22 protein-coding genes are annotated in these 26,983 nt (G+C 58.9%); 9 read left to right on the top strand and 13 right to left on the bottom strand.

What is annotated here, in order from left to right; translation table 11 throughout:
* Nucleotides 1-9: 9 nt before the first annotated feature.
* Entirely contained in the window at nucleotides 10-1,464 is a 1,455-nt protein-coding gene (locus G5137_RS07830) for a M48 family metalloprotease (RefSeq protein ID WP_005333848.1), read from the bottom strand.
* Nucleotides 1,465-1,585: 121 nt separating this feature from the next.
* Between G5137_RS07830 and G5137_RS07825 the strand changes: the two genes are divergently transcribed.
* Genes G5137_RS07825 through G5137_RS07815 form a run of 3 tightly spaced genes read left to right on the top strand, consistent with a single transcriptional unit; the run spans nucleotide 1,586 to nucleotide 3,757 of the window.
* A complete protein-coding gene (locus G5137_RS07825) occupies nucleotides 1,586-1,819 on the top strand; it encodes a sulfurtransferase TusA family protein (protein WP_421255193.1) in 234 nt (77 codons plus the stop codon).
* A 25-nt stretch (nucleotides 1,820-1,844) separates the two neighbouring features.
* Nucleotides 1,845-2,915: an AI-2E family transporter gene (locus tag G5137_RS07820; RefSeq protein WP_421255192.1), complete on the top strand. Its 1,071-nt coding sequence runs from the start codon at nucleotides 1,845-1,847 to the stop codon at nucleotides 2,913-2,915.
* A gap of 35 nt (nucleotides 2,916-2,950) precedes the next feature.
* Nucleotides 2,951-3,757, top strand: a complete 807-nt coding sequence (locus G5137_RS07815) for a MipA/OmpV family protein (RefSeq protein ID WP_421255191.1) — start codon at nucleotides 2,951-2,953, stop codon at nucleotides 3,755-3,757.
* A 111-nt stretch (nucleotides 3,758-3,868) separates the two neighbouring features.
* On the opposite strand, the gene G5137_RS07810 is transcribed toward G5137_RS07815, so the two are convergent.
* Nucleotides 3,869-4,669 (bottom strand): alpha/beta fold hydrolase, encoded by an 801-nt coding sequence (locus G5137_RS07810; RefSeq protein ID WP_421255190.1) that lies wholly within the window; start codon nucleotides 4,667-4,669, stop codon nucleotides 3,869-3,871.
* Nucleotides 4,670-4,797: 128 nt separating this feature from the next.
* Here G5137_RS07810 and ppk2 point away from each other — a divergent pair, with 128 nt between their 5' ends.
* Nucleotides 4,798-5,613 carry a polyphosphate kinase 2 gene (ppk2, locus tag G5137_RS07805; RefSeq protein WP_421255189.1) on the top strand — a complete coding sequence of 272 codons (816 nt, stop codon included), beginning with the start codon at nucleotides 4,798-4,800 and terminating at the stop codon, nucleotides 5,611-5,613.
* Between the two features lie 112 nt (nucleotides 5,614-5,725).
* On the opposite strand, the gene G5137_RS07800 is transcribed toward ppk2, so the two are convergent.
* From G5137_RS07800 to yejK, 5 genes are all read right to left on the bottom strand, one after another.
* The gene (locus G5137_RS07800) at nucleotides 5,726-6,862 is read right to left on the bottom strand and encodes an ABC transporter ATP-binding protein (RefSeq protein WP_005333867.1); all 1,137 of its coding nucleotides are present in this window, start codon (nucleotides 6,860-6,862) and stop codon (nucleotides 5,726-5,728) included.
* A 68-nt stretch (nucleotides 6,863-6,930) separates the two neighbouring features.
* Nucleotides 6,931-7,821 (bottom strand): maltose ABC transporter permease MalG, encoded by an 891-nt coding sequence (gene malG, locus G5137_RS07795; protein ID WP_005333868.1) that lies wholly within the window; start codon nucleotides 7,819-7,821, stop codon nucleotides 6,931-6,933.
* A 12-nt stretch (nucleotides 7,822-7,833) separates the two neighbouring features.
* Nucleotides 7,834-9,486 (bottom strand): maltose ABC transporter permease MalF, encoded by a 1,653-nt coding sequence (malF, locus tag G5137_RS07790; RefSeq protein ID WP_005333870.1) that lies wholly within the window; start codon nucleotides 9,484-9,486, stop codon nucleotides 7,834-7,836.
* 75 nt (nucleotides 9,487-9,561) lie between these two features.
* Entirely contained in the window at nucleotides 9,562-10,743 is a 1,182-nt protein-coding gene (gene malE / locus G5137_RS07785; RefSeq protein WP_005333871.1) for a maltose/maltodextrin ABC transporter substrate-binding protein MalE, read from the bottom strand.
* A 395-nt stretch (nucleotides 10,744-11,138) separates the two neighbouring features.
* Nucleotides 11,139-12,188 carry a nucleoid-associated protein YejK gene (gene yejK / locus G5137_RS07780; RefSeq protein WP_421255188.1) on the bottom strand — a complete coding sequence of 350 codons (1,050 nt, stop codon included), beginning with the start codon at nucleotides 12,186-12,188 and terminating at the stop codon, nucleotides 11,139-11,141.
* 73 nt (nucleotides 12,189-12,261) lie between these two features.
* Here yejK and G5137_RS07775 point away from each other — a divergent pair, with 73 nt between their 5' ends.
* Both G5137_RS07775 and G5137_RS07770 read left to right on the top strand, forming a co-directional pair.
* Nucleotides 12,262-12,489, top strand: coding sequence for a YejL family protein (locus tag G5137_RS07775; protein WP_005333874.1), 228 nt, complete (start codon nucleotides 12,262-12,264; stop codon nucleotides 12,487-12,489).
* A 47-nt stretch (nucleotides 12,490-12,536) separates the two neighbouring features.
* The gene (locus tag G5137_RS07770) at nucleotides 12,537-14,387 is read left to right on the top strand and encodes a DUF3413 domain-containing protein (RefSeq protein ID WP_421255187.1); all 1,851 of its coding nucleotides are present in this window, start codon (nucleotides 12,537-12,539) and stop codon (nucleotides 14,385-14,387) included.
* Nucleotides 14,388-14,472: 85 nt separating this feature from the next.
* On the opposite strand, the gene G5137_RS07765 is transcribed toward G5137_RS07770, so the two are convergent.
* Nucleotides 14,473-15,339 carry a MetQ/NlpA family ABC transporter substrate-binding protein gene (locus tag G5137_RS07765; protein WP_235695263.1) on the bottom strand — a complete coding sequence of 289 codons (867 nt, stop codon included), beginning with the start codon at nucleotides 15,337-15,339 and terminating at the stop codon, nucleotides 14,473-14,475.
* 522 nt (nucleotides 15,340-15,861) lie between these two features.
* Between G5137_RS07765 and G5137_RS07760 the strand changes: the two genes are divergently transcribed.
* From G5137_RS07760 to G5137_RS07750, 3 genes are all read left to right on the top strand, one after another.
* Nucleotides 15,862-17,736, top strand: coding sequence for a S8 family serine peptidase (locus tag G5137_RS07760; RefSeq protein WP_421255186.1), 1,875 nt, complete (start codon nucleotides 15,862-15,864; stop codon nucleotides 17,734-17,736).
* Between the two features lie 15 nt (nucleotides 17,737-17,751).
* Nucleotides 17,752-18,213, top strand: a complete 462-nt coding sequence (locus tag G5137_RS07755; protein WP_216980322.1) for a serine protease chaperone — start codon at nucleotides 17,752-17,754, stop codon at nucleotides 18,211-18,213.
* Nucleotides 18,214-18,633: 420 nt separating this feature from the next.
* Complete coding sequence (locus G5137_RS07750; RefSeq protein WP_421255185.1) at nucleotides 18,634-21,015, top strand: beta-glucosidase; 2,382 nt, start codon at nucleotides 18,634-18,636, stop codon at nucleotides 21,013-21,015.
* Nucleotides 21,016-21,110: 95 nt separating this feature from the next.
* Here the strand turns inward: G5137_RS07750 and G5137_RS07745 are convergent, their stop codons facing one another.
* The 5 genes from G5137_RS07745 to secD all read right to left on the bottom strand — a co-directional run bounded on the left by G5137_RS07745 (nucleotide 21,111) and on the right by secD (nucleotide 26,979).
* Nucleotides 21,111-22,088, bottom strand: coding sequence for a helix-turn-helix domain-containing protein (locus tag G5137_RS07745; RefSeq protein WP_421255184.1), 978 nt, complete (start codon nucleotides 22,086-22,088; stop codon nucleotides 21,111-21,113).
* A 600-nt stretch (nucleotides 22,089-22,688) separates the two neighbouring features.
* Entirely contained in the window at nucleotides 22,689-23,624 is a 936-nt protein-coding gene (nlpI, locus tag G5137_RS07740; protein ID WP_005344691.1) for a lipoprotein NlpI, read from the bottom strand.
* 90 nt (nucleotides 23,625-23,714) lie between these two features.
* Nucleotides 23,715-24,083 (bottom strand): rhodanese-like domain-containing protein, encoded by a 369-nt coding sequence (locus tag G5137_RS07735; RefSeq protein WP_421255183.1) that lies wholly within the window; start codon nucleotides 24,081-24,083, stop codon nucleotides 23,715-23,717.
* An 84-nt stretch (nucleotides 24,084-24,167) separates the two neighbouring features.
* Nucleotides 24,168-25,115, bottom strand: coding sequence for a protein translocase subunit SecF (gene secF / locus G5137_RS07730; RefSeq protein WP_421173000.1), 948 nt, complete (start codon nucleotides 25,113-25,115; stop codon nucleotides 24,168-24,170).
* A gap of 10 nt (nucleotides 25,116-25,125) precedes the next feature.
* Nucleotides 25,126-26,979 (bottom strand): protein translocase subunit SecD, encoded by a 1,854-nt coding sequence (gene secD / locus G5137_RS07725; protein WP_216953338.1) that lies wholly within the window; start codon nucleotides 26,977-26,979, stop codon nucleotides 25,126-25,128.
* Between the last annotated feature and the right edge of the window lie 4 nt (nucleotides 26,980-26,983).

Genomic DNA, 26,983 nt, shown 5'->3' with positions numbered 1-26,983 from the left:
TATGCTTCGTTAGCCCTTGAGGCTGTCGAGATCCTTCTTGGCCCGCTCCAGCTCGGTGATGCGCGCCTCCAGACGAGCCAGGGTCATCCGGTCGCTGGTGGTACCGCGCGCCACGATCAGCTCGTCGATGGCCGCCTGATAATCCCCGCGCAGTGCGAGCATTTCGGCCCGCGCCATATGCAGCTCGGTCATTCTGCCCGCCTTGCGATAGGCATCGGCCAGCAGGTTCCAGGCTAGATTGTTCTCCTCATGCGCACGGGCATAGGGGTCGAGGATGGCGATGGACTTCTTGTAGTTGCCGCTCTCGAGGTAGGCGTTGCCGAGGTTGACCACCACCACTTCGTTATCCGGCATCCGGCTGCGGAACTTCTCGAGGCGCGCGATGGCCTGAGCACTGCGCCCCTTGGCCAGATCGATATCGGTCTGGGCATCGACGATAAAGAGATCTTCCGGATGACGGGCCGCCAGCTCCTGCATCAGGGTATCCGCCTCGTCGGTGCGCTTGAGCTGGATCAGCGCCAGCGCCTTGCCATAGATGGCGGCATCCTTGAGCGGGTAATCCCCCTTCTGGATCCGGCTATCGAAGTAGCTCAGCAGCCCCTGCGGGGTATCGGTACCAAAACGCACCTGAATCCGCACCTTGGCCAGCCAGAAGTCGAGGCTGGGCGGCAAGTCGCGGCGGCCATAGCTGCCCGCCCGAGCGCGGGCCTCGCTGATCCGGGTCTCCGGCAGCGGGTGAGTGAGCAGCATCTCCGGCGGCTTGCTGGCGTAACGGTATTCGGCAGCCAGTTTCTGGAAGAAGTTGGCCATCCCCATGGGATCGAAACCGGCATCATAGAGGGTCTTCATGCCGATGCGATCCGCTTCATATTCGTTGTCGCGGGTGTAGTTGATGGCCGACTGCATGGAGAGACCCAGCGTGGTCTGCAGCGCGGCGATACCGGCAGTCGGGTTGATCACCGCCAGCGCGATGGAGCCCACCAGACCGGCCAGGGTCACCGCCGAGCTGCTCGCCTGCGCCTCCATATAACGGGCGATATGGCGCTGGGTCACGTGGGTTATTTCGTGGGCCAGTACCGAGGCCAGCTCGCTCTCGCTGTCGGCGTAGAGGAAGAGGCCTGTGTGTACCTTGACTCGCCCGCCGAGGAAGGCGGCCGCGTTGATGCTGGGATCATTGATGAGGAAGAAGGTAAACGGGAAACGTACCCCATCGGCGTTGGTCAGCAGTCGCTGACCCAGATCGTCAATGTACTGGCTCAGCACCGGATCATCGATGATCGGCAAACCCGCACGGGCAAAGCGCATAAAGGCGTTGCCGTAACGCACTTCCTGCTCGATGGGCAGGGCAGCAACCCCGGCCGTGCCGATGTCGGGAAGCTGATTGTTGGCCTCGGCATGAAACGTGGCGCCCATCAGGGAAGCCAGCAGGGGAAGCGATGCCATCAGGGGGGAAAAACGTGCCACGTTATCTCTATCTCCATCAGAAAGGGCCTCGGCAGAATACCCTTGCCCATCAAGGGCTACAAGCGTTGTTTCATGCTCTTATCACGGCCATAATAGCGGCCACCTGCCTGATGGAGCCCCCATGGAAATTCTCGACCTGACCCCCTGGCATTGCCCCGAGCCGCTGATCCGGCTCAAGCTCTGGTTAAGGGGGGCCAAAAGCGGTCAAACCGTCACCATCCGGCTGGCCGATGCGGGCTCCCGGCAGGATATTCCGGCCTATCTGCACCGTCAGGGCCACTATGTCGAGATGCAGCAACAACCGGACAATACCCTCTCTTTGCAGTTGGTTGTCGGGGTGAAACAACCATCTTGAGCCCCAGTGATGTAAGGATGCCGTCATGTTAGAAGTATTGAAGCGCTGGTATCAGACCCGTTTTTCCGATCCCGATGCCGTTACCCTTTTCCTGTTGCTGGTGTTCTGCTTCACCATCATCTGGCTGTTTGGCGATCTGCTGGCCCCCCTGCTGGTGGCGCTGGTAATGGCCTATCTGCTGGAGTGGCCGGTCGCCCGGCTGCAAAAAGCGGGGCTGTCGCGCACCCTGGCCACCAGCGTCATTCTGATCCTCTTTATTGCGGTAGCAGTCGCCTCCTTGCTGGGTCTTATCCCGACGCTGGTCAGTCAGGGGATCAATCTGGCCAAAGAGGCGCCGGCCATGCTGACCCACGCTCAGGATTATGTGCGCACCCTGCCTGACAAATACCCCGAGCTCATCGACGTCAGTCTGGTGGAGACCGTCATCGACAATATTCGCCAGCGCATCCTCAGTGGCGGCGAGCATCTGGTGAGCGCCTCCCTCAGTTCGCTGGTCAACGTGGTCGCCATCATGATCTACCTCATTCTGGTACCGCTGATGGTCTTCTTTATGCTCAAAGACAAGCGGGTACTGATGGGCAGCCTGCGCCGCTTCCTGCCGCGCAACCGCACCCTGGTCAACCGGGTGTGGGTGGAGATGAACAACCAGATCATCAACTACATCCGCGGCAAGGTGATCGAGATCCTCATCGTAGGCATCACCACCTATGTTCCCTTCGCCCTGATGGGACTGCGCTACTCTGTGCTGCTGGCGGTCGCGGTCGGCTTCTCGGTGCTGATCCCTTATATCGGCGCTGCCGTGGTGACGGTACCGGTCGCCATGGTGGCCCTGTTCCAGTGGGGGCTCACCCCCGAGTTCGCCTGGCTGATGGTGGCCTATCTGGTCATTCAGGCTCTCGATGGCAACCTGCTGGTGCCGGTGCTTTTCTCGGAAGCGGTCAACCTCCATCCGGTGGCCATCATCATCGCCGTGCTGGTCTTCGGCGGCTTGTGGGGATTCTGGGGAGTCTTCTTCGCCATTCCCCTCGCCACCTTGGTCAAGGCGGTGATCAATGCCTGGCCAAAACGTGAAGAGATGTCCAGTGCCGTAAAATAACCTGCTTCCCCTGCAATCGTGACAACGGAGTGTCCATGACCTTTTTTCGTCAAATCAGAGCGGCAGGGCTGACGGCCCTGCTCCTCGCTGCAGCCCTCCCAGCGCGTGCCGATATCGATCTTGGCGCCATGGATCTGCTCACCAGCGACAGCCCAACCAGTCCGGTGCCACAAGGCTTTGTCGCCGGTGCGGCGCTCATCGGGGGGCAGGCCCGTTATGAAGCACAAGATAACAGCCTCTACGCCATCCCGGGCTTTATCTACTTCGGCGACGACTTTATGTTTCTGGGGGATCGGGCTCGCTACTACTTCCACAAGGATGAGAACTTGGCCCTCTACGGCTATGGCCGGGTCCGTTTTGGCAATCTGGATCCCGAGGATTCGCCCGCCTTCAGCGGCATGGAGCAGCGAAAATGGCAGCTGGAAGGCGGGATCGGTGGCAACATCATCACCCCCTATGCCCTGCTGACCGTGCGGGCCAACAGCGATGTCACCGGCCGCAGCAAGGGGCAGGAGCTGCTGCTGTGGGCCGACTTCCCCATCCTGCGCGACAACCTGCTGATCATGCCGGGGATGGGGCTGATGCTGCGCAGCGACAAGATGGCCAACTACTACTTCGGCGGCATCTCCGAGAGCGAGGCGACTGCCCAGCGGCCCGCTTGGGATACCGGTACCACCCTATCCCCGATGGCGGCCCTCATCACCAGCTACCGCTTCAGCCCCAACTGGATTGGCATGTTTGCCATGAACTACGAATGGTATGATCGGGACATCAAAAACAGCCCCATCGTCCAGCACGATGGCGAGCTCTATGCGGGTTTTGCGCTGGGCTATATCTGGTAACGGTTATGAGTCTTGAACCGTGAGACACGACCAAACAAAAGGGAGCCCTCGGCTCCCTTTTTCACGACCATCAGGCTGGTAGTACAGCCTGCTCAAGCTGCCAATTCAGGCTTACAGCGCCGCCAGAAACTCGGTCAGTTGCTGATTGACGAAGGCCGGATTTTCCAGCGACGAGATGTGGCCAGCCATCGGGATCTCCCTGAACGGGCAACCCAGCATCTCGGCCATCAGATAGCCCTCCAGCACCGGACGCGCCTTGTCCTCGCAGCCGGTCATAACCAAGGCGGGAGTGGTGATCTCCTCCAGCCATTCGATGCGATCTTCGCGGGTCACAAAGCTGCGGCCCACCGCCACCATGGCGGCGATCTTCTCATTTGGCCAAGCGGCCAGACGCGCCTTGAAATCGGCCAGCAAGTCGGCATCGGGCTGGTTGGCAAAGAAGATCGGCGCCACCTGTTCGATGATGGGCGCCGGCACGGTGCCGAGCTGCTCGATCATTGCCAGCATGCCAAGGTAGCGCTCGCAAGTGATCTGCGGCTCGAGGCCGACAAAACTATCCATCAGCACCAGACCCTTGAGGCGGTTTGGCACCATGCGCGCCAGCTCCACACCCCACATGCCACCGATGGAGAGGCCCACCAACACGAACTCCTCAATGCCGAGGGCATCGAGCAGCGCCAGGTGATCCCGCGCCAGGGTTGCCAGCGTGCAGGCACCTTCGGGGAGCAGATCAGAATCACCGTGGCCCCACAGCTCGGGAACGATGCAGCGATAGCTGCCCTTGAGCGCCTCGATTTGCGGCGCCCACATGGCGCTGTCCCACAGATAGCTGTGGCCAAACAGCAGTACCGGCCCTTGCCCTTCATCCAGATAGGCCATCCGGCGGCCCGCTATCTCCATAAAATGCTTCATGTTATCTCCTGTTGCCAGCGATGGGCGGGCAGTGTATCACGTCCCCCTTGGCAGGTGACGCCTCCCTGGTGCAAGCTGGCAGTGACTCAAAGAAGTCACCCATGAAAGGATGCCAAAAGGAGAAGCCCATGGCGAAGGAGAAGAGCAAGAAGCGGCCACGTCTGGACAAGAAGTGCTACGAGCACCACCTTGCCCATCTGCAGGAGGAGCTGGTCAAGCTGCAGGAGTGGGTCAAGCAGGAGGGGTTAAAGGTAGTGGTACTGTTCGAAGGACGGGACGCCGCCGGTAAAGGGGGCGTCATCAAGGCGATCACCGAACCGCTCAACCCCCGGGTCTGCCGGGTCACGGCGCTGCCCGCCCCCTCCGATCGAGAGCGCTCCCAGTGGTACTTTCAGCGTTATGTGGCCCACCTGCCCGCCGCTGGCGAGATGGTGCTGTTTGACCGATCCTGGTACAACCGGGCCGGAGTCGAGCGAGTGATGGGATTTTGCAGCGACGCCGAGTATCGCGAGTTTCTGCGCGCCTGCCCCGAGTTTGAGCGGATGCTGATCCGCTCCGGCATCACCTTGATCAAATACTGGTTCTCGGTCAGCGACGAGGAGCAGGAGAAGCGCTTCAAGGAGCGGATCAACACCCCCATCAAGCGCTGGAAGTTCAGCCTGATGGATTTGCAGTCCCGCTCGCGCTGGGTGGAGTACTCCCGCGCCAAGGATGACATGTTCACCTACACCGACACCGAGGATTGCCCCTGGTTCGTGGTGGAGGCGGACGACAAACGCCGTGCTCGCCTCAACTGCATTGCACATCTGCTGAGCAAGGTGCCCTACGAGGCGATCCACTACGAGCCTATCAAGCTCCCCCCCATCAAGACCGAAGGGTATGAGCGCCCGCCGCTGGCCAGCCAGACCTTTGTGCCCGATATTACCGCCGAACTCGAGGCTTGAACCGGGTTACCTTGCCTATCTGCATGTTCAAATCGCAGGCAATAAAAAGCCGGTCTGACGACCGGCAAAAAGGCATTGATTATTAAGAAAGGAAAACCGGCACAACAAAAAATCAGGTACGGATATATTTGGCAGTACGGGGGAACGCCTGCTCCTTGGCATCGAACAGGTAGCAGGCTTCGGCCGGGATACCCACGCTGTAGGTTTGACCGGTCGCCACATCCACATCCGAGGTGGCCTTGACGGTAAAGTCGTGACCATCCACATCCATATAAACGAAGGACTCGGCACCCAGGTGCTCGGCCACCTGCACGATCCCGCTCACCTTGCTGTGTGCATGGGGGTGATCCAGCGGCATCAGGTGCTCGGGGCGAATGCCCAGCTCCACCTTGTCACCCACAGCGCCACTGCGGGCATCGACCCGGGCACGCACGGTATCGCCAGAGGTCAACTTGACCAGGCACTCCTGCTCGCCAATCTCCAGCAACTCGCCCGCCAGGAAGTTCATCTTGGGAGAGCCGATAAAGCCCGCCACGAACTTGTTGTCCGGGTTGTGGTAGAGATCCAGCGGTGAACCGAACTGTTCCAGGTTGGTGGCAGCTTCGGCCTTGAGCGGGCTCAGCACAACAATCTTGTCGGCCAGAGTCATCGCTTCCACCTGATCGTGGGTCACGTAGATGATGGTGGAGTTAAGCTCTTTGTGCAGCTTGGCGATCTCGATCCGCATCTTGACCCGCAGCGCGGCATCCAGGTTGGAGAGCGGCTCGTCAAACAGGAACACCTGCGGCTGCTGCACGATGGAGCGACCGATGGCGACACGCTGACGCTGACCACCGGAGAGCGCCTTGGGCTTTCTGTCCAGCAGCGGCTCAAGACCCAGGATCTCGGCGGCGCGCATCACCCGCTTGTGGATATTCTCTTTGTCCATCTTCTTGAGCTTCAGACCAAAGGCCATGTTCTCGTAGATGTTCATGTGGGGATAGAGGGCGTAGGACTGGAACACCATGCCGACGTTGCGCTCTACCGGCGGCACATCGTTCATGTAGCGACCGCCGATGGTCAGCTCACCGCTGGTGATGTCTTCCAGACCCGCGATCATCCGCAGCAGGGTGGATTTGCCACAGCCGGACGGGCCGACGAAGACAATGAACTCCCCTTCCTTGATGGAGAGGTTGATGTTGCGCAGGGTGTCCTTGTGAACAGCCGGATCGTAATTTTTGCGAACGTTGTTGAGTACTACTTCAGCCATGACGAGCTCCGCTCTTGAATCTTTGCAAATCGTGATAGCGGGGGGAGTCAGCTCCCCCGGCCATAAACTTAACCTTTCACACCACCAGCAGTCAGACCGCCAACCAACCAGCGCTGTGCCAGCAGGAACACCACAGTGATGGGGAAACCGGAGAGCACTGCGGCCGCCGCGAAATCACCCCACAGATAGTTCTGCGGATAGAGGTACTGCTGGGCCCCGACCGCCAGGGTCAGATTGTTCACATCCTGCAGCAGGATGGAGGCCATGGGCACCTCGGTAATGGAACCGATAAAGGCCAGAATAAACACTACCGCCAGGATGGGCACCGACAGAGGCAACAGGATCAGACGGAATGCCTGCCACGGGGTCGCCCCGTCGATGGCCGCCGCCTCCTCCAGAGAGGAGTCGATGGTCTCGAAGTAGCCCTTGATGGTCCAGACGTGCAGGGCGATACCACCCATGTACGCCAGGATCAGGCCACCGTGGGTGTTGAGACCGAGCCAGGGGATGTAGTCACCAATCTTGTTAAAGAGCGCGTAGATGGCTACCAGCGCCAACACCGCCGGGAACATCTGGAAAATCAGCATGCCCTGCAGGATGGTGGACTTGCCACGAAAACGCAGGCGGGCAAAGGCGTAAGCACAGGTGGTGGAGAGCGTCACGATCATCAGGGCAGTGATGCCGGCGATCTTGATGGAGTTCCACAACCAGGTCAGCACCGGGAACGGCGGCGGCGTGATGCTGCCGTCGGCGTTGGTGATGGACATGCCCAGCGCCAGCTTCCAGTGATCCAGCGTCGGATTGGAGGGGATGATCTCCCCTACCGCGAAGTTACCGTTACGGAACGAGATGGCGATAACCATGATCAACGGGAAGATGATCAGCGCCAGGAAGCCCCACATGACCAGGTGGGTTGCCCACACCCGGTATTTGACTGATTTGGGTTGTACGATTGCCATGTTGAAGCCTCCTTACAGCTGCTTGTCGGCTTTGGACAATTTCAGGTTGAGCAGCGCCAGCGCACCCACGATGAGGAAGATAGCTGTGGCGATGGCACTGGCCAGACCGTAGTCCTGACCACCCGATCCCTGGAACGCAATCCGGTAGGTATAACTCACCAGCAAGTCGGTGGTACCGGCCGGGGTGCTGGCGCCGATGATGTCGGGCGCACCGTTGGTCAACAACTGGATAAGCACGAAGTTGTTGAAGTTGAAGGCGAACGAGGCAATCAACAGCGGTGTCAGCGGCTTCATCAGCAGCGGCACGGTGATCTTGAAGAAGTTCTGTACCGGGCCGGCACCGTCCATGGCGGACGCTTCATAGAGATCTTCCGGAATGGCTTTGAGCAGGCCCATGCAGAGGATCATCATGTAGGGGTAGCCGAGCCAGGTGTTGACAATCAGGATCATCACCTTGGCCAGGAAGGGGTTGGTATACCAGTCCGGCTTGATGCCAAACGCCGCTTCCAGGAACATGTTGATCTCACCGAAGTTCTGGTTGAACAACCCCTTGAACACCAGGATGGAGATAAACGCCGGAATCGCGTAGGGCAGGATCAACATGACCCGATAGAAACCGCGCCCCTTGAGCTCTTCCCACTGCACCAGACAGGCCAGCACCATGCCGATAGCCAAGGTGAAAGCGACGGAGCAGGTTGAGAAGATCACGGTCCAGATGAAGATCTGCAGGAAGGGTGACTGGATGCCCGGATCGGTGACGATGCGCGCGAAGTTCTTCCAACCGACGCTCACCACAAAGCCCGGAGCAATACCCTTGCCGACAAACTGACCCTGTTCGTCGATGTACTGATAGAAGCCGGTCTCGCCATTGGGCAGCATCAGCTCGCCATTCTGGGTATCACGCAGCAGGTTGCTGTCTTTGATCACCACGCCGGACTTGAGCACGGCGCCATCCATCAGACGGGTGTAGTGCTGCTTCTGGGCGGCAAACTTGCGCAGGCTGCTCAGGGTCAGGTGGGTACCGCCATCCGGCAGCACCAGATCAAGGTCACTCAGGTGAGTACGATGCTCAACAATGGCGCGGATCGGTGCGGCCTTGCTGGCCGCTTCGCCAGTGAAGGGCTGCAGCTCGACCACTTGCTGGGTGTTCTGCACACGCCCCTCACGGGACGCCAGCTCACGGGCCTTGTTGGTCATAAGGGAAACAGGTTGGCTGATAAAGGATTGATCATCCTGTGTCAGCAGCAGCTGGAACTGGCCGTTGTCGCCACCCAGCAGGGTAAAATCGAATTCACCGCCCGCCACCTTGTAGGTTTTCTTCAGGTGGTAGTCCCGCGCCTGCTCCACGGAGAGCAAGTTGGACCCCGAATAGTTGGTGAAGGCAATGCCAATGGTGTAGGCAAGAGGGAAGATGATAAACACAACCATGCCCGCAACACCCGGAAAGATGTAGCGATGGGCATAGGTCTTCTTGTTCATGAAGACATACAGACCGACGGAAACCACCACCAGATCCAGCAGCGCGAATACCCACTCGCCACTGGCGTACATCATCACGGCTGCGTAGCCGTTGAGGATGGCAACCAGGGCCGCTATGGTCCACTTAAGCCAGGTGTGCTTATCCTTCGGACCGGCATAGGACTCAACAGAAGGTACTACTTCCATGCCAATTAACCTTTATAACGCCAAGAGAGATTTGAGAGAGTGGGAGGCCATGACGGCCTCCCGGGTAGTGCGTGCTTACTGAACGATACGCTTGGCAGCGGTATCCAGAGCTTCGTCAACACCCTGACGACCGGAGGTCACGTTCTTGAGGGCAGTTTCGAAGGAAGACCAGAAACGGCTCATCTCGGGAACGGATGGCATCGGCTCGCCAGCCTGGGCGTTCAGCATGGTGGCCTTGATGTGCGGATCGGATTCCAGGGTCTTCTGGAAGGATTTCAGCGCAACGGCACCCAGCGGCTTGTCGGCGTTAACCGGCGCCAGACCGGCATCGGTCAGCAGGTAGTTTTCCAGGAACTCGATAGCCAGATCCTTGTTCGGGCTGGCGGCGTTGATGGTGGCACCCAGTACGCCAACGAAGGCTTTGGCCGGCTTGCCGTTCAGGGTCGGCAGCGGCGCTACGCCGTACTTGATGCCGCTCTTGTCCAGGTTGCTCCAGGCCCAGGGACCGTTGATCATCATGGCCACTTCGCCCTTGTTGAACTTGGCGTCCATCACACCGTAGTCGATGCCTTTTTCCAGGTGACCGGACTTGATCATCTCGGAGATGTAGCCCACGCCCATCTTGGCACCTGCGTTGTTCACGCCAGTATCTTTGACGTCATAACCGGTAGCGGTTTTCTTGAAGGCGTAACCACCGTTGGCAGCCACCAGCGGATAGCTGAAGTACGGGGTGTCATAAGCCCACATGATGGCGCGCTTGCCGTTTTTCTTCAGAGTCTCGTCAATCTTGGCGATCTCTTCGAAGGTTTTCGGCGGCTCGGGCAGCAGGTCCTTGTTATAAATCAGGCTGACTGCTTCCATGGCAACCGGGTAGCCATAGGTTTTGCCATCAACAGTCATGGCATCCCATGCCAGCTGTTCAAATTTGCCTTTGGTGGCAGCGTTCGGCGTTACCGGAACCAGCAAACCGGCTTTGACCCACTCACCGTAACGGTCGTGAGCCCAGAAGAAGATGTCCGGGCCGTTGCCAGTGGCGGCGGCTTGCTGGAATTTCACTTCAACCTGATCCGGGTGAGCCACAGTAACCTTGATGCCGGTTTCTGCTTCAAACTTCTTACCCACTTCAGCCAGACCGTTGTATCCCTTGTCACCGTTGATCCAGATGGTCAGCTGGCCTTCATCGATGGCAGCAGTAGCAGAGCAAGCGACGCCAAGAGTGGCCAGACCGATCAGGGATGACAGCAATTTCTTTTTCATGAGCCTTTCCTTGTATTAGTTCCGCGCTGTAAGAGCATTGTGTGCGAGATGAATATTATCCCAAGCGGCAAACGGCTCACATGACGCAACTCGCATTTTTGAAATGCAATTACGTATTTCCTTCCAGAAAGTTTTGAAAACATTTTCTTATTTCAGGGGGTTAGCGCCATTTATTGGCATATTTCTCGCCAACACAAGAAATTAAATTACCAAATAGAAATAAAAAGACATGAATGAAAGGGTTTTCACCTCGTTGAAAACCCTTTCACATGGATAATTCTGTTTAATTTGTTAACAAAGCACCGAGTTGCTTTCGCTACCCCCTGCCCCATTAAATAAAAAGACACCGCAGCGAACTGCGGTGTCTTTTTGCCAAAAATGAAGGCCGGATCACATTATGACTGGCGCAGCAGCTGATCCTTAAGATTGGGCGGCACACCCTTGATGGTCAGGGTGTCGGTCTGAGGGTCGTAAAAGATCCGGCTGTTCAACAACTTCTGCTCAAAGCTCAGAGTCAGACCGCCGCCGGAGCCGACAAACTTGGTCAAACCACGCAAGGTAGAGCGATCCGCCGGGAAACGCTCTTCCAGCTCATACTCCTGACCGATAAAGCTGTAAAAATCGAGGTCACTGTCGCCAGGCAATTCTGCAGACAACTCCTTGATTTCGATCTCTTCACCGGCACTCGCCTGTTCGGTGCAATATTTGAAGACCTGCTTTTTATAGTCATTGCGCTCGGTCGGCTCGAGCTGGCGACTGTCGCAATAATCTTCGACCGCCTGCAGCAAGCCTTTATTTTGTACCTTGGCATCCATGCCCTCGCGGGCACCCAGCAGATCCATAAAGAAGTCGCCCAGTTTGCGACCAATGCGCCCCTTGCTGAAGGTGATATAGCGGCGCGAATCAGGTTGGGTTTTCCATTCGGTCAAATCAATGCGGGCCACCAGATTGAGTTTGCCGATATCCAGATACTGGATATGGCGCAATTCCAGCGCTTCGCTGACGGTGACGCTCTCCTTGCCCTCCAGCAGGGCAATCAGCAGATAATCGACCCCGACGTAGTTATATTTGGCAAACAGCAGCACCCCCTGCTCATCGAGGGCGTGCTCCACCAGCTGCTTGACCAGCATCTGGGTCACAGTGACCGAGAAGGGAACGAATTCGGTCTGCTCGGCGAGCAGCTGTTCGAGGGCGATACGAAACGCGGGTGAAGGCTGCTTGGGAGCCTCTTCACCGTCGGCCAGCTCGGCGACGGCGGCCTCGGGGTCAGCAAAGAAGCCAAAGCCCTTGCCACCCTTGCCGTTGTAGATCCGATGCAGTTCCGCCATCAGTCCCTGTACCGCCTCATCAGGGGGCAGGGTCTGGCTGCGGGTATCGGCGTGGGGTTGACCATCGCCGCCCTGGCGCAAGGAGTGAAGAATGATCTTGTCGATATCGAGACTCATGTCACAAAGCCATAGTGTTAGCCGAAAGGGTGAAGTATTATAAGGCGCTTTGAACCGAGATGAACTGAAGATTATGCCTATCGTATCAAAGTACAATAACGAGCAATTTGACGCCCTGATGAACGACCTGATCACCGCGCTGGAAAAGCATAAAGCGCCGGTAGATCTCAGCCTTATGGTGCTTGGCAATCTGACCACCAATATCATCAACGGTATGGCACCGGCCCAGCGCCAGGCCATCACTGAAAAGTTTGTCCAGGCCCTGACCGCATCGGTCGATAATCGCCACGACGCACACTGAGTCCCCGACTCTGTTGATTTGACGTTTCTCAACGCAGATGGATCACTATGGTCGAAACCGGTAACCCCTATCGTGATAATGTCTCTCGCCTGATCACCTGGGGGCATTGGTTCTCCTTCTTCAACATTATTCTGGCCATGCTCATCGCCACCCGTTATCTGGGTGCCATCAGCTGGCCATCGACCACGCTTGGCGTGATCTACCTCGTTGTAAGCTGGATTGGCCACTTCTCGTTTCTGAGTTTTGTCACCTACCTGTTGACGATCTTCCCGCTCAGCTTCGTGCTGCCCAAAGAGAAACCGTTGCGGTTCATCTCCGCCATCATCGCCACCCTGGCGCTGGTGCTGCTGCTGATCGACACCCAGGTATTCCGGCTGTTCAAGTTCCACCTCAACAGTCAGGTATGGCAGTTGCTGCTGGATCAGGCGCAGACCGAAGAGGGCTCAATCTGGAGCATCATCTTCGTTGCCGTGCCCACCATCTTCCTGCTGCAACTGCTGCTGTCGGCCTATGTCTGGCGCAAGGTCAACAAGCGCAAGCGCCGCCAGTACGGCAATCAGGTGGGGCTGGCTCTGCTGATCTGCTTTATTCTGACCCACGTGGTCAACAGCTGGGCGGATGCGACCCTCTATCAGCCCATCACCATGCAGAGAGCCAACTTCCCCCTCTCCTACCCCATGACGGCCCGCTCCTTCCTGGCCAAACATGGCTGGCTGGATCTGGATCAATACGAGAAGCAGGCTGCTTCCCAGGGGGATAACAGCGACAGCCGGATGCACTACCCACTGCGCCCGCTCAACGTCAACGCCCCCCTGACTCACAACAATCTGCTGATTGTGGTGGTCGACTCATTGCGTTTTGACATGCTCAACAACATCAACATGCCCAATCTGCAGCGCTATGCGGATCAGCATCTGACGTTTCGCAATCACCTGAGTGGTGGCAACGACGACCTGATGGGCATGTTCAGCCTCTTCTACGGGTTGCCCGGTCACTACTACAAGGACATCAGCAGCGACAAGCGTCCGCCGGTGCTGTTCGACGAGATGCTGCGTCAGGATTACCAGTTCGGGCTATTCGGCGCGATGGAAGATGCCCAGAAGTATCGCAAGAGCATCCTCGCCGGTCTGCGCAAACAGGTGTTTGTCTCCGAGCAGAGTGACGATGGCAAGCTGCTGACCGACTGGCAGCAGTGGCTGGAGAAGCGCTCTCCCGAGCGTCCCTGGTTCTCGCTGGTCTATCTCTCGAGCCCCGGCGACTACCAGTTGCCCGCCACCATGAAGGGGCCGTTCCAACCGGAGCTCGCCAACTTCAATCCGGCGACCGCCTATCGGGCGGAGAATCTGCAAAAACTGGAAAACCGCTACAAGAACTCGGTCTTCTATACCGACCAGTTGCTTGAGCAGATGCTGACCAAATTGCAGTCGCAGGGGATGGACAGCAACACCATCGTCGTCATCACCTCCAACCACGGCCAGGAGTTCAACGACACCCGCAGCAACAGCTGGGGCGCAGGCAGCAACTACTCACCCTATCAGGTGCAGGTACCGCTGGTACTGGCCTGGCCGGGGCGCGGCAGTGACGTTCGGGAACAACCAAGCAGCCATTTCGATCTGGCGCCGACCCTGATGCAGGGGATGCTGGGCGTGCGCAATCCGGCGCGCGATTACAGCGTTGGCCGCTCGCTGTTTGATACCAGCCCGCGCAACTGGCTGCTGGCCGGGGATCAGAACGACTTCGCCATCTATGAAGGGGACACCATCACCCACTTCAACAAGCAGGGTGACTTCGAACTGCTGGAACGCAACAGCTATCGCCCGATCAAGCACGGCACCCCGGATATGGGCGCCATGATCCAGGTGATGAACGAGCTGAACCGCTTCTATCGCAACCAGTGAAGCGCCCGTTGATGGCTTGATACCATAAAAAACGCCCCGAATTCGGGGCGTTTTTCGTTGTATTGCCGGGCCACGTTCACGACTGTTAGCCACCCCACCCTTGCGGGTACTTGTAGCCGACGAAACGCTTGGCTGCATAGGCTTTGAAAGCCGCCGAGTTGTAGGCCGCCGCCACATCTTTGGCAAACGGCTGCTCCGCATCTGCGCTTTTCACCACCACCCAGTTGATAAAATCGTAGCTGCGCTCCAGAAACAGTCCTTCACTGAACGGGATTCCGCTGGAAGCGGCAAAATTACCGTTGATCACCGAGAAGTCCACATCCTCGCGCGAGCGGGGCAACTGCGCGGCTTCCAGCAACACCAGCTTGAGATTGTGCGGATTGTTCACCACATCAAACTCGCTCGCCTTGAGCGGGTTTATCCCCTCCTTGAGAGTGAGCCAACCAAGATCCTGCAGCATCAACAGCGCCCGCGCCTGATTGGTGGGATCGTTGGGGATGGCCACCGTGCTCCCCTCTTTCACCTTGTCGAGTGCTGCCAGCTTGCCGGAATAAAGTCCCATCGGGCCAGTTGGCACCTGGGTAATGGGTGCCAGCGACAAGCCGCGATCTTTGGCAAAACTCTCCAGATAAGGTTTGTGCTGGAAGCAGTTCACATCCAGTGATCCGTCAGCCAGAGCAATATTGGGGGTCACATAGTCGGTGAACTCCACCAGCTTGACCTTGTACCCCTTGGCCTCCAGCTGCGGCTTGATGGAGTCGGTCACCATGTCGGCGAAATCCCCCACCGTGGTACCAATCACGATCTCCTGTTTGGCCGGCAAGGGCGCATCGGCGGCAACCGCGGAAAAAGAGAGGCTCCCGACCGCTATCGCGGCAATAAAGGTGCTGGCGCCAGCCGTGGCGCGCAAGGAAGCAGTCAAAGGAGAAGATAAGAAGGAACAAAACAGCATAGGGACTCCCTGTCAGGTACGCATCAAGCTATGGGACTGCGGCGGGGTGGCTCTCAGAGATTAAGCCCCTTAAACCGCAGCGATCTAGCCATCCAAACGGCTATTTTAATTACCATAACAGAGCCATCCACTACCGCCAAGCAATAAACCGCTGGTCCCACCTCATCACCCTTGCTGTCACCCCCCAATGCATAGCCGCACTCACGTTGGCACATACAACCATGCCACTCACGTTCAAGAGCGCACGAGCTCCCTTCAGGATTACCCCGAATCAAGATGGCTGCGGCGAAGGAGAGTCACGAGAGAGTGAGTTACAGATAAAAAGATCAGTAGCGAGCGGTGAGAACCATTCTCAATAGAACACATAACCAGTGCCATTGGAATACCTACCACAAACTGAATCGGATTTCTTTGAACCTCATTGCGTTTTTTGAAAATGGCTCTTTTTGAACCCCTTCCACCCGTGTATAGATTTCCGTCGCACTCAGGATGAGTGCGATCCAAGATGGAGTTAAAAAAATAATGAAGCAAACATCGTTAGCACTGGCGATCACAGCACTGCTGTCGACCCTGCCCAGTGCGCTCGTTCAGGCAAATGAAGGTTGTGCGCCGCTCACCGGCAAGGAGAGCGGCATGGATATCGGACGCAGCAGCACCGAGCGCTGCCTGCCAGGTACCAATCCCCTGCAGGATCAGCAGTGGTATCTGCTCAACAGCGGCCAGGATGGATTCAGCGCCCGTGGCGGCATAGCGGGCAATGATCTCAACCTCTGGTGGGCTCATCGCACCGGCGTGCTGGGCCAGGGAGTCAATGTGGCCGTGGTGGATGATGGTCTGGCCATCGCCCACCCGGATCTGGCGGACAACGTGCGTCCGGGTTCGAAAAACGTGGTAACCGGTAGCGATGACCCGACACCGACCGATCCGGATACGGCCCACGGCACCTCGGTCTCCGGCATTATTGCGGCGGTAGACAACGCCATCGGTACCAAGGGGATAGCCCCGCGAGCCCAGCTGCAGGGATTCAACCTGCTGGATGACAACAGCCAGCAGTTGCAGAAGGATTGGCTCTACGCCCTTGGCGACAGCGATGCCAGTCGCGACAACCGGGTGTTCAACCAGAGCTACGGCATGAGTGTGGTGGATCCCCGCTCTGCCAACTCTCTGGATCAATCCCAGCTTGATCGTCTGTTTGAACAGCAGACCCTCAAGGCGCAGGGCGCGGCCTATATCAAGGCCGCCGGCAACGGCTTCAACAAGATAGCGGCGGGCGGCTATGTGCTTAACCGCACCGGCAATGGCCCCAAATTGCCGTTTGAAAACAGCAACCTCGATCCCTCCAACAGCAACTTCTGGAACCTGGTGGTGAGCGCGCTCAACGCCGATGGCGTCAGATCCTCCTACTCCAGCGTCGGCAGCAACATCTTCCTGAGCGCGACCGGCGGCGAATACGGTACCGACTCTCCGGCGATGGTAACCACGGATCTGCCCGGCTGCGACATGGGTTACAACCGCACCGACGATCCCAGCACCAACCGGCTGCACGGCAACCCGCAACTGGATGCCAGCTGCGACTACAACGGTGTGATGAACGGCACCTCCTCCGCCACCCCCAGCACCTCCGGCGCCATGGCGCTGCTGATGTCCGCCTACCCGGATCTGTCGGTACGTGACCTGCGGGATCTGCTGGCGCGCAGCGCAACCCGGGTCGATGCCACACAGAAACCTGTGATGGTCAGCTACACCAGCAGCACCGGCAAGGTGCGTGATATGAAAGGGCTGGAAGGGTGGGAGCGCAATGCCGCCGGCATGTGGTTCAGCCCGACTTACGGTTTTGGTCTGATTGACGTCAACAAGGCCCTTGAGCTGGCAGCCAATCACCAGCCCCTCCCCCCGCTGGTACAGCTGCCATGGCAGAAGATCAATGTCACCGGCAGTGCCGCCACTATCCCGGATGTAGGCAACAGCCCGACCAGCTCGACAACCCGCATTGCCACACCATTGACGGTAGAAGCGGTTCAGGTGATGGTGAGTCTGGATCATCAGCGCCTGCCCGATCTGCTGATCGAACTGGTTTCCCCCGCCGGTACCCGCAGCATACTGCTGAACCCGCTCAACAGCCTGGTTGGCCAGTCGCTCGATCTGCAAAAGCTGGGTTATGTGCGTACCAAGGGCTTGCGTGACATGCGCCTGCTCTCCCACAAGTTTTATGGTGAACCGGCGCAAGGCACATGGCGACTGGAGGTAACCGACGTTGCCAACGGTACCCGTCAGGTCTCTCTGCTCAATCGCGAGACCCGTGAGCGCACCACCCTGACCGAGCGCAACAACCGCCAGCCAGGCAAGCTGATCGAGTGGTCCTTGCGGATCCTGGGTCACGACGCCAACCACAGCTAACAAGCGAGGAGTTTTATCATGAACAAACCGGTTACCTTACTGCTGGCCAGCCTGTTGGCCCCCCTCGCCCTTAATGCTGTGGCGGCAGAAGCCGTGACTCTGGAGGGCAAGCAGTACCGCACTATAGAGGTAAATGGCCAGACTTACCTCATCCCCGACCATGGCAGCAAGTCGCGAACCACCCGCAGTCTCGATGGCAAGGAACCGCTGCAGACCCTGCACCGTGGCGATGTGCTGATGCAGGGGGCCGCCAGCCCCGAGCTCACCGTCAGCGGCACCCTGCTGGTGGAAGCCGATGACAACCAGGCCAGCGCGCTGGCCAGCCGGCACGGCCTGCGCTTCAAGCAGAGCAGCGGCGGCATCGCCCTGCTGGAAGCCAAGCCGGGCACCGATCTGAACGCCGTCGCCACGGCGCTCAAGCAGGAGGGGGTCAAGGTACAGATTGAACTCGCCGGGGCCCTCAAACAGCCCAAGTGAGCCGTCCCGGGCCATTGCCCGGGCATATCAGCTGATCTTCGAGGGGGCCGCCGGCCCCCTCGCGTGTTGATCGCAGCCATCCTCAGTGGCCGTCAGGCCATCCGTTTTCCCTCCTTCTCCCCTGCCCTTTCCCCTCTTGCCACCCCCACCTTTGCTTTGGCACCGCCTTTCGATGCGACCTTGCTCACAACTCGGCCCCCTTGCTCCCGCCGGCACATTTCTCGCTCCCTCGGGGCAAGGCAGCCATCGCCCGGCTTGTTAACCTGCCTGCAGCCAAACGCCGGCCCACCGGCCCGTTCGGCCTTCCTTGCGATATCCAATGGCAGCCGCCAGCAGAGCGGCCCAGCCCGGGCGGATGCCTTGCGCCCGGTGTCGATATCTCCTTTGTATTTTTATTCAGACAGTTACGAGGACGTCTTCATGCCTATCACCACAAAATTGAAAGCGGTTTCACTGGGTGTCAGCCTGGCGCTGGCCGGCCTGCTGGTCGGTTGCAACCAGAATGACTCGGATCCCCTGGTCAAGGACGATGCCTATTACCGCGGCCAGGCCGAGGCCATGGTGGCCAAGCTGACCCTGAGCGAGAAGCTGGACCTGCTCTCCGGCCCCGGTTACGGCAGTGCCAACGGCGCCATCAACGTCAAGCAGGACGTGCCCGGCGTGGCGGGTTACATCAACGGCGTGCTGCGCAGCGCGGACGGCATCGACATTCCGGCCCTCAAACTGGCGGACGGGCCGGCCGGGGTGCGGATCAACGCCAACCGCGACGGTGACAGCGCCAGCTACTACGCTACCGCCTGGCCCATCGGCTCGCTGCTCGCCTCCAGCTGGGACGTCAAGCTGGTCAAGGCCGTCGGCGAAGCCATGGGGGACGAGGTGCGCCAGTACGGGGTCGACATCCTGCTGGCTCCGGGCATGAACATCCAGCGCAACCCGCTCAATGGCCGCAACTTCGAGTACTACTCGGAAGATCCCCTGCTGACCGGCAAAATCGGCGCCGCCATGGTCAACGGGGTGGAGAGCAACGGGGTGGGCACCACCATCAAGCACTACTTCGGCAACAACTCCGAGACCAACCGCAACCAAATCAACGACATCGGCGAACCGAGAACCTTCCGCGAGATCTACCTGCGCGGCTTCCAGATAGCGGTAGACGAGGCCCAGCCCTGGGCGGTGATGACCTCCTACAACAAGGTCAACGGCACCTATGTCAACGAGCGCAGGGATGCGGTGACCGACCTGCTGCGCGGCGAGTGGAAGTTTGACGGCCTGGTGATGTCCGACTGGTTTGCCGGCGACGTGGCCAACAACGCCTACAAGCAGGTGCTGGCGGGGCAAGATTTGATCGAGCCGGGCAACGTCAAGGAGCAGTTGCAGCAATCCATCGCGCACGGCGATCTCGACGAGGCCAAGGTGAACGAGGCCGCCATCCACATCCTGACCCAGGTGATGAAGAGCCCCTCTTACAGCCAGTTGGCCATCAGCAACAGCCCGGATCTGACCGCCCATGCCAAACTGGCCCGTCAGGCCGGCGCCGAGAGCATGGTGCTGCTGCGCAACGAGGCCGCGGCCCTGCCGCTGGCGGCAAGCAGCACCCTGGCCAGCTTCGGCATCAATCAGATCAACACCTACAAGGGCGGCACCGGCAGCGGGGATGTGAACGCCGCCAGCACCACCACCATCGCGCAGGGACTGGCAGCACGCTTCCCGGTCAACGAGGCGTTGCAGAGCTACTACCGCGATTTTTACGAGAACAACAAGGTCTATCACGAGGGGCAATTTGGCGCCAAGGGCTACTACACCTGCGCCGAGGCGCCGATCAGCGGCGAGCTGGCGGCGCTGATCGCCAATGCGGCCGCCACCCAGCAAGCCGCCGTCATCAGCATTGGCCGCCAGGCCGGAGAAGGGGCGGATCGCAGCAGTGGCAAGGGGGACTATCTGCTCGGCGATGACGAGCGCGCCCTCATCGACGCGGTGAGCAGCGCCTTCCACGCCCAGGGCAAGAAGGTGGTGGTGGTGCTTAACGTCAACGGCGTCATCGATACCGCCCAGTGGAGCGACAAGGTGGATGGCATCCTGCTGGCCTACATGGCTGGCCAGGAGACCGGCCACGCGGTGGCGGACGTGCTCTCCGGCGCGGTCAACCCGAGCGGCAAGCTGGCCCAGAGCTTCCCGCACAGCTACGCCAGCGTTCCCTCCGCCGGCACCTTCCCGGGCGAGGACACCGACGGGGACGGCGAACCGGACGATCTCTACTACAACGAGGGGATCTACGTGGGCTATCGCTACTACAGCACCTTCGAGCAGGCGGTTTCCTACCCGTTCGGCTTCGGTCTCTCCTACACCAGCTTCAGCTACACCAGCCCCGCCATCGCCAGTAATACCCTAGCGGACGGCAGCGCCGGCAACCTGGTGCTGACCGCCACCATCACCAACACCGGCGCCGTGGCAGGCAAGGAGGCGGCCCAGGTCTATGTGACCGCCCCCGAGGTCAAGCTGAAGAAACCGCTCATCGAGCTCAAGGCCTTTGCCAAGACGGCGCAACTGGCACCGGGGGCCAGCGAACAGCTGAGCTTCACCATTCCGGCCAGCATCCTCGCCAGCTTCGATGAGGCCAGCAACCAGTGGATCGTGGAGCCGGGCCGCTACAGCGCCTACATCAGCCCCTCGTCGGATGTCTCCGCCAGCACGCCGGTCAGCTTCACGGTGAGCAAGGAGATCGTGGTGAGCAACACCACGCCAGGGGCACTGGCACTGCCGACCGGGGTGGATCCCGCCAGCGTCACCACCATCACCCGCTAACAAAGGCAGGCACGGCCGGGCCCCCAGCCCGGCCTTGCCCGAACATTGCCCAGCAATGACCCGCCCACGGGACCGGCATTGCACCGGTCCCGTTTTTATTGGCGGGCGTTGCGATAGGCCAGCGGCGTCATCCGGGTGTTGGCCTTGAAGAAGCGGTTGAAGGCGCTCTGGGACGAGAAACCGACCCGATCGCTGATGCTCTGCAGCGGTTGATCCCCCTCACCCAGCAAGCGGCAAGCTTCGCTCACCCTCGCTTCCCTCAGCAGGGTCGAGAAACTGCTCCCCTCCCCCTGCAATTTGCGATTCAGGGTCCAGCGGCTGACATTCATGGCCGCGCACACCTCCTTGAGCAGGCTCTCGTTGCTCTCCAGCTCCCCTTCCCGGATCTTGTGGCGGATCCGCTCCCCCACCAGACAGGCAAAGGGGGCCCGCTCGGCGATGTCGGCGCAGATCTGCGCCAGCTGGGCCAGTTGCAGACGACCCAGCGGCTCGTTGTAGCAGTGGCTGGGGCAGTCGAGTTGGGCATTGTCGATGGTCAGGGTGTTTTCCTCCTGCTCCCAGCGGCAGCGGGTGGCGAAGAACTGGTCCAGCAACTGATGGCGCGGTGGCGGCCGCCCCGTGAAGCCCACCGAGACCCGGGGATCCGCCAGATAGACTCGCAAAATTCGGTAGAGGATGATGAAGTTGGGGATAGCCTGACTCGCCCCCAGGCTGGCGGGCCCCTGATTGACATACAGGTATTGGCTGGCCTGCGCCCCCCGCAGCACCCGCAGCTCGTCACAATTGCCGATGATGGGGCGATAGGCCAGCAGCACCTCAAGCGCAGCCCGCGGCGAGGGCTGATTCAGGCACAGGCTGATGAGAGGTGGATAGTGCTGGTAGAGCTGGCCGATGTCGTAGGAGAGAATGGTTTCGTGAAAACTGGCCAGATAGGGCTGCATCAGTTGCAGCATCCGGTAGTGGCTGTGGGCCGGCAACCGTCCCTGTTCCCGCTCGATGTCGAACGACGTGAGACCGCCCGCCATCAGAATGGCTTCGGGATCACCCCCCTGCTGCTGGCAGGCTCCCAGCATTCGTCTGATCACCTGGTTTGATACGCTCTGTGACATCCGCCGTCCAGGCCTCCGTGCTGACAGGAAACTGCTCGTGATCTCCACTTTATCGACTACTGATCCACCTCCCATCGAACAGGGTTAGGAGACCAGGGACCATTATGGGGCGGTCACAGGACGAGCAGATGTAACGGAGTGTAAAAGCACGGGCCAGCACGCATATTTACTCCCTATCGTCAGCCTCACCCATTATGAGAGAGGCAGTCCGGCAGGAATCGGACAAGAGCAGCGATAGTCAACCAGTCGCCCACCGCGATAGGGAAGAGAATCACCCATATCAGGAGGCATACGACGAGCCGACCGGGTTTCACACGGAGTCGACCCCATCCATCTGTTGAGCTGCATGGATCAGATGTGCCCGTTCATTATTCAGAGGCGGGCGGCAGAGTTGGAAAAACTGGTGGGGTTGTGTGGATTAGCGACACGAAGCTCACTGTGACATGGAGCCAAGCCACGGGAGTGGGTGTGAAAAAGCAGATAAAAACAATGCCAGTCAGGCTTTACTGACTGGCATTAGCCTCATACCGAGGTTTTTTATCACCGGGTAATCGCCATCTCCATTCAGGAGGGCTGTTCGCCTTTGCTCTGGGCACCCGGCGGCAAGGGTTTGCGCGCCATCAACTCCAGTTCGAGCAGAGCATAGCGGTGCTCGATGAAGTCATAGACGTTGTTGGAGAGCGCCAGCTTGAAGTAGCTGATGGCTTCCTTGCGGTTGCCTTTGCCCAACTCGAACTTGCCCAGATAGAAATAGGTTTCACACAGGCGCTCGGCCAGCTCCCGGTTATCTTTCACCCCTTTCACCACATTGCCCATCAGCTGGGACGCGTTGATCTCACCGGTGTAGAGACGCACCAGATCCCAGTTCCATGCATCGTCATCGTACTTGTTGAGGCGCTCGCGCATCCGGCTCATGGCCGCAGCGGGATTGAGCTTCTGCTCGGCCAGATAGAGCCAGATCACCCGATAAGGGTCTTCCGGCTGCGCTTCGTAGAAACGCTTCATATCGGCCGCTGCCAGCTCGGGACGATTACCGTAATAGAGGGCAATACCGCGGTTAAGGTAGGCATAGTCATAATCGGGTGCCAGCTCGAGGGCTGAGTCGAATGCCTCATAGGCTTCGTCGTAGTTCTGCTGCTGTACCAGATAGACACCGATGAAGTTATAGGCTTCAGCGAAATCCGGTTTCTCCCGCAGGGCCCGGTTGAAATCGAGCCGCGCGAGGGAACGCAAGCCGACGCGATCAAACACCACGGCACGTTCATAGAACAACTCGGCCCGTTGCTCCGTGGTCAACTCCATTTCACTCAGCATCTGCCCGAGTCGGGCGAGCGCCAACTCGCTTTGGTAGGAGACCTGCAGGGGGGTCGCCAATACCAGTGAAGCAGGCTGCGCCTTGGGAACCTTAGGGGTGTTGACATGACTGCTACTGCTGCAACCCCACATGGGTAGCAGCAACAGGATACCAAGGAGGTATCCAATCCCTTTCCTGACGTTCAATGAACACTCCGACGCTTACGCTTGACCCCGCATATGGTAAAGGTCAGCCGCCACTTTGTCATGTAGCTGAGCCCCTCTCCATCAAATAAATCAGGATTCGACAGGGTATCCGGCCTCCAGCCAGCCGCGAAAACCGCCGTCAACACTGATTACGTTGCGATAACCCATCTGTTGCAAATTGTCGGCCGCCAGTACGGAGCGAAAACCGCCACCACAATAGAGATAGAGCGTGGTCTCGGGATCCGGGAACAGGGTCTCGATATCCCGCTCAATCACTCCACGACCCAGATATTGGGCTCCGGGCAGATGGCCTTTGGCCCACTCGCTCTCTTCCCGCACGTCGATCAGGTGAAACATGCGCCCTTCGTCCTGCCAGCGCTTGATCTGGTGAACATCGGTTTCGGTGATGCGGGAGCGGATCCCGTCAACCAGCGCCAAAAAACGGGGATTGTGTTGCATGGCAAGCTCCTTTTGTTGAAATCATCTGCGTCAGCAAACGACACGCAGAGATAAGAAAAGAGCGCCATGAGGCGCTCTTCACTGTTACGGCAGGATCTCCTGTTGGTCCGCACCCTCTTTCTCTACCTGGGTGGGCAGCATGTGCTCGCGCTTGACGCCGAGGAACATGGCAAACGCACTCGCCACATAGATGGAGGAGTAGGTACCGAAGGCCACACCGATCACCATGGCCACGGCAAAACCGTGGATCAGCGCGCCGCCCTTGAGCAGGAGCGCCAGCACCACCACGAAGGTGAGCCCGGAGGTGATGATGGTACGGCTCAGGGTCTCGGTCATGGAGAGATCGAGAATGTAGTCGGTATCCCCTTTGCGCACCTTGCGGAAGTTCTCCCGCAAGCGGTCGAACACCACTATGGTATCGTTCAGGGAGTAACCCACCAGGGTCATCAATGCCGCCAGCACGGTCAGGTCGAACTCGTACTGGAAGTAGGCAAAGACGCCCAGGGTGATCACCACGTCATGCACCAGCGAGAGGATGCCGCCCATGGCCAGACGCCATTCAAAGCGCACCGCCACGTAGATCAGGATACAGATGATGGAGGCCAGCATCGCCAGCGCCCCGTCAGTAGCCAGCTCGTCACCGACTGAAGGGCCGACGAATTCGACGCGTTTGAGTACAGCGCCCTCATCGAGCAGCTTGGCCGCTGCCAGCACCTCGTTACCCTGCTGCTCGACCTTGACCCCCTCTTTCGGCGCCAAACGGAACAGTACGTCACGGCTGGAGCCAAAGTGTTGCAGGGTGGCCCCTTCAATCTTCTGCTCTTCCAGAACATCGTGGATCTTGTCCAGGCTCACCGACTGCTGGAATCCCACCTCGATGGTGGTACCACCAGTAAAGTCCAGACCCCAGTTCAGCCCCCGATCAAACAGGAAGAACAGGGCTACCACCATCAGCACGGAAGAGAAAACCACACCCGGCTTGGCATAACGCATAAACGGGATCGGTTTTTCAAAATGTAGAATCTGAAACATTTCTCTATCCTCAGATGGGCAGCTTGTCGATACGCCGTCCACCCCAAGCCAGGTTGATAATGGCACGGGAAACTGTGATGGCAGTAAACATGGAGGCGGTCAGACCAATGCCCAGCGTCAGGGCAAAGCCCTTGATGGCGCCAGTACCGATACCGAACAGGATCACGCAAGTGATCAGCGAGGTCACGTTGGAGTCGGCGATGGTGGAGAATGCCCGATCAAAGCCCAGATGGATGGCTTGCTGAACACCGCGACCGTTGCGGATCTCTTCACGAATACGCTCGTAGATCAGTACGTTGGCATCCACCGCCATACCCAGCGTCAAGACGATACCGGCGATACCCGGCAATGTCATGGTGGCCCCAGGGATCATCGACATGATGCCGACAATCAACACCAGGTTCATGCAGAGCGCCAGGTTGGCGACCCAGCCGAACGCGCGGTAGTAGATCCCCATGAACAGCACGATCACCAGCATGGCCCAGCCGATGGCTTCCATACCGCTGTCGATGTTCTGTTGACCCAGGCTCGGGCCAATGGTGCGTTCTTCCACGATCTGGATCGGGGCGATCAGGGCACCGGCACGCAGCAGCAGCGCCAGGTTGTGGGCTTCGTTGGCGTTGTCGATCCCAGTAATACGGAACTGGCTGCCAAGACGCGACTGGATGGTGGCGACGTTGATCACCTCCTCCTGCTTGCGGAACTTGCGCTTGCCATCCGGACCCGGTTGACCGACCGGCTTGTACTCGATGAAGACGGTCGCCATCCCTTTACCCACGTTGTCCTTGGTAAAGTTGGCCATCTTGTTACCACCCTGGCCATCCAGCTTGATGTTGACCTGGGGACGGCTGTACTCGTCGAAACCGGACTGGGCACCCACGATGTGGTCACCGGTCAGGATCACTCGCTTGTGCAGTACCACCGGACGACCATTGCGATCGGTATAGACCTTGGAGCTGGGGGGAACTCGCCCTTCAGCAGCCGCCTGAATATCAGCCGCCTCATCCACCATGTGGAACTCCAGGGTCGCGGTCGCACCGAGGATCTCCTTGGCACGAGCGGTATCCTGAATACCGGGCAGTTCAACGACAATGCGTTCGGCGCCCTGCTGTTGTACCAGCGGCTCGGCCACACCCAGTTCGTTGACCCGGTTACGGATGATGGTGATGTTCTGCTCGAGGGCGTACTTCTTCACTTCCTTGATCTTGGCTTCGCTCAGACCCGCCAGCAGGATAAACTCATCCCCTTTCTGCTCGGTAGTGAAGGTCAAATCAGGGTTCTGACGACGCAGATGAGAAACGGCGCGTTCCTGATCGGCTTCGTCACGGAAGATCACCTGCACCTGATCACCGACTCGGCGCACGCCGGAGTAACGGATCTTCTGGGTGCGCAGCTCGGAGCGGAAATCCTGCACCATCTGCTCTTGCTGCTTGGTCAGTGCTTCGGCCATGTCCACTTCCATCAGGAAGTGCACACCACCGCGCAGATCAAGACCCAGCTTCAGAGGCGCCGCACCGATGGCTTCGAGCCAGGCGGGAGTGGAAGGTGCCAGGTTGAGTGCGGTAATGAAGTTGTCGCCCAGCTTGTTGGCAACGATATCGCGCGCTTTCAGCTGGTCTTCGGTGTTCTTGAAACGGATCAGGATAAAACCGTGCTCGAATGCAGCATGTTTGACCGGGATCTTGGCCGCTTCAAGGGTCTCTTTCACCAGATCAAGAGTATCTAGCTTGACTTCGGCACCACGGCTGGCAGAAACCTGCAAAGCCGGATCTTCGCCGTAAAGATTGGGGGCTGCATATAGAAAACCGATGGCGATCACCAGGATCACCATCAGGTATTTCCACAGCGGATAGCGATTCAACACGCTG

The sequence above is a fragment of the Aeromonas sp. 600282 genome, assembly GCF_049175755.1.
Taxonomy (GTDB): Bacteria; Pseudomonadota; Gammaproteobacteria; order Enterobacterales; family Aeromonadaceae; genus Aeromonas; species Aeromonas veronii_A.
Note: the sequence above shows the minus strand (reverse complement) of the source record. Positions and strands in the feature narration are given on the sequence as shown.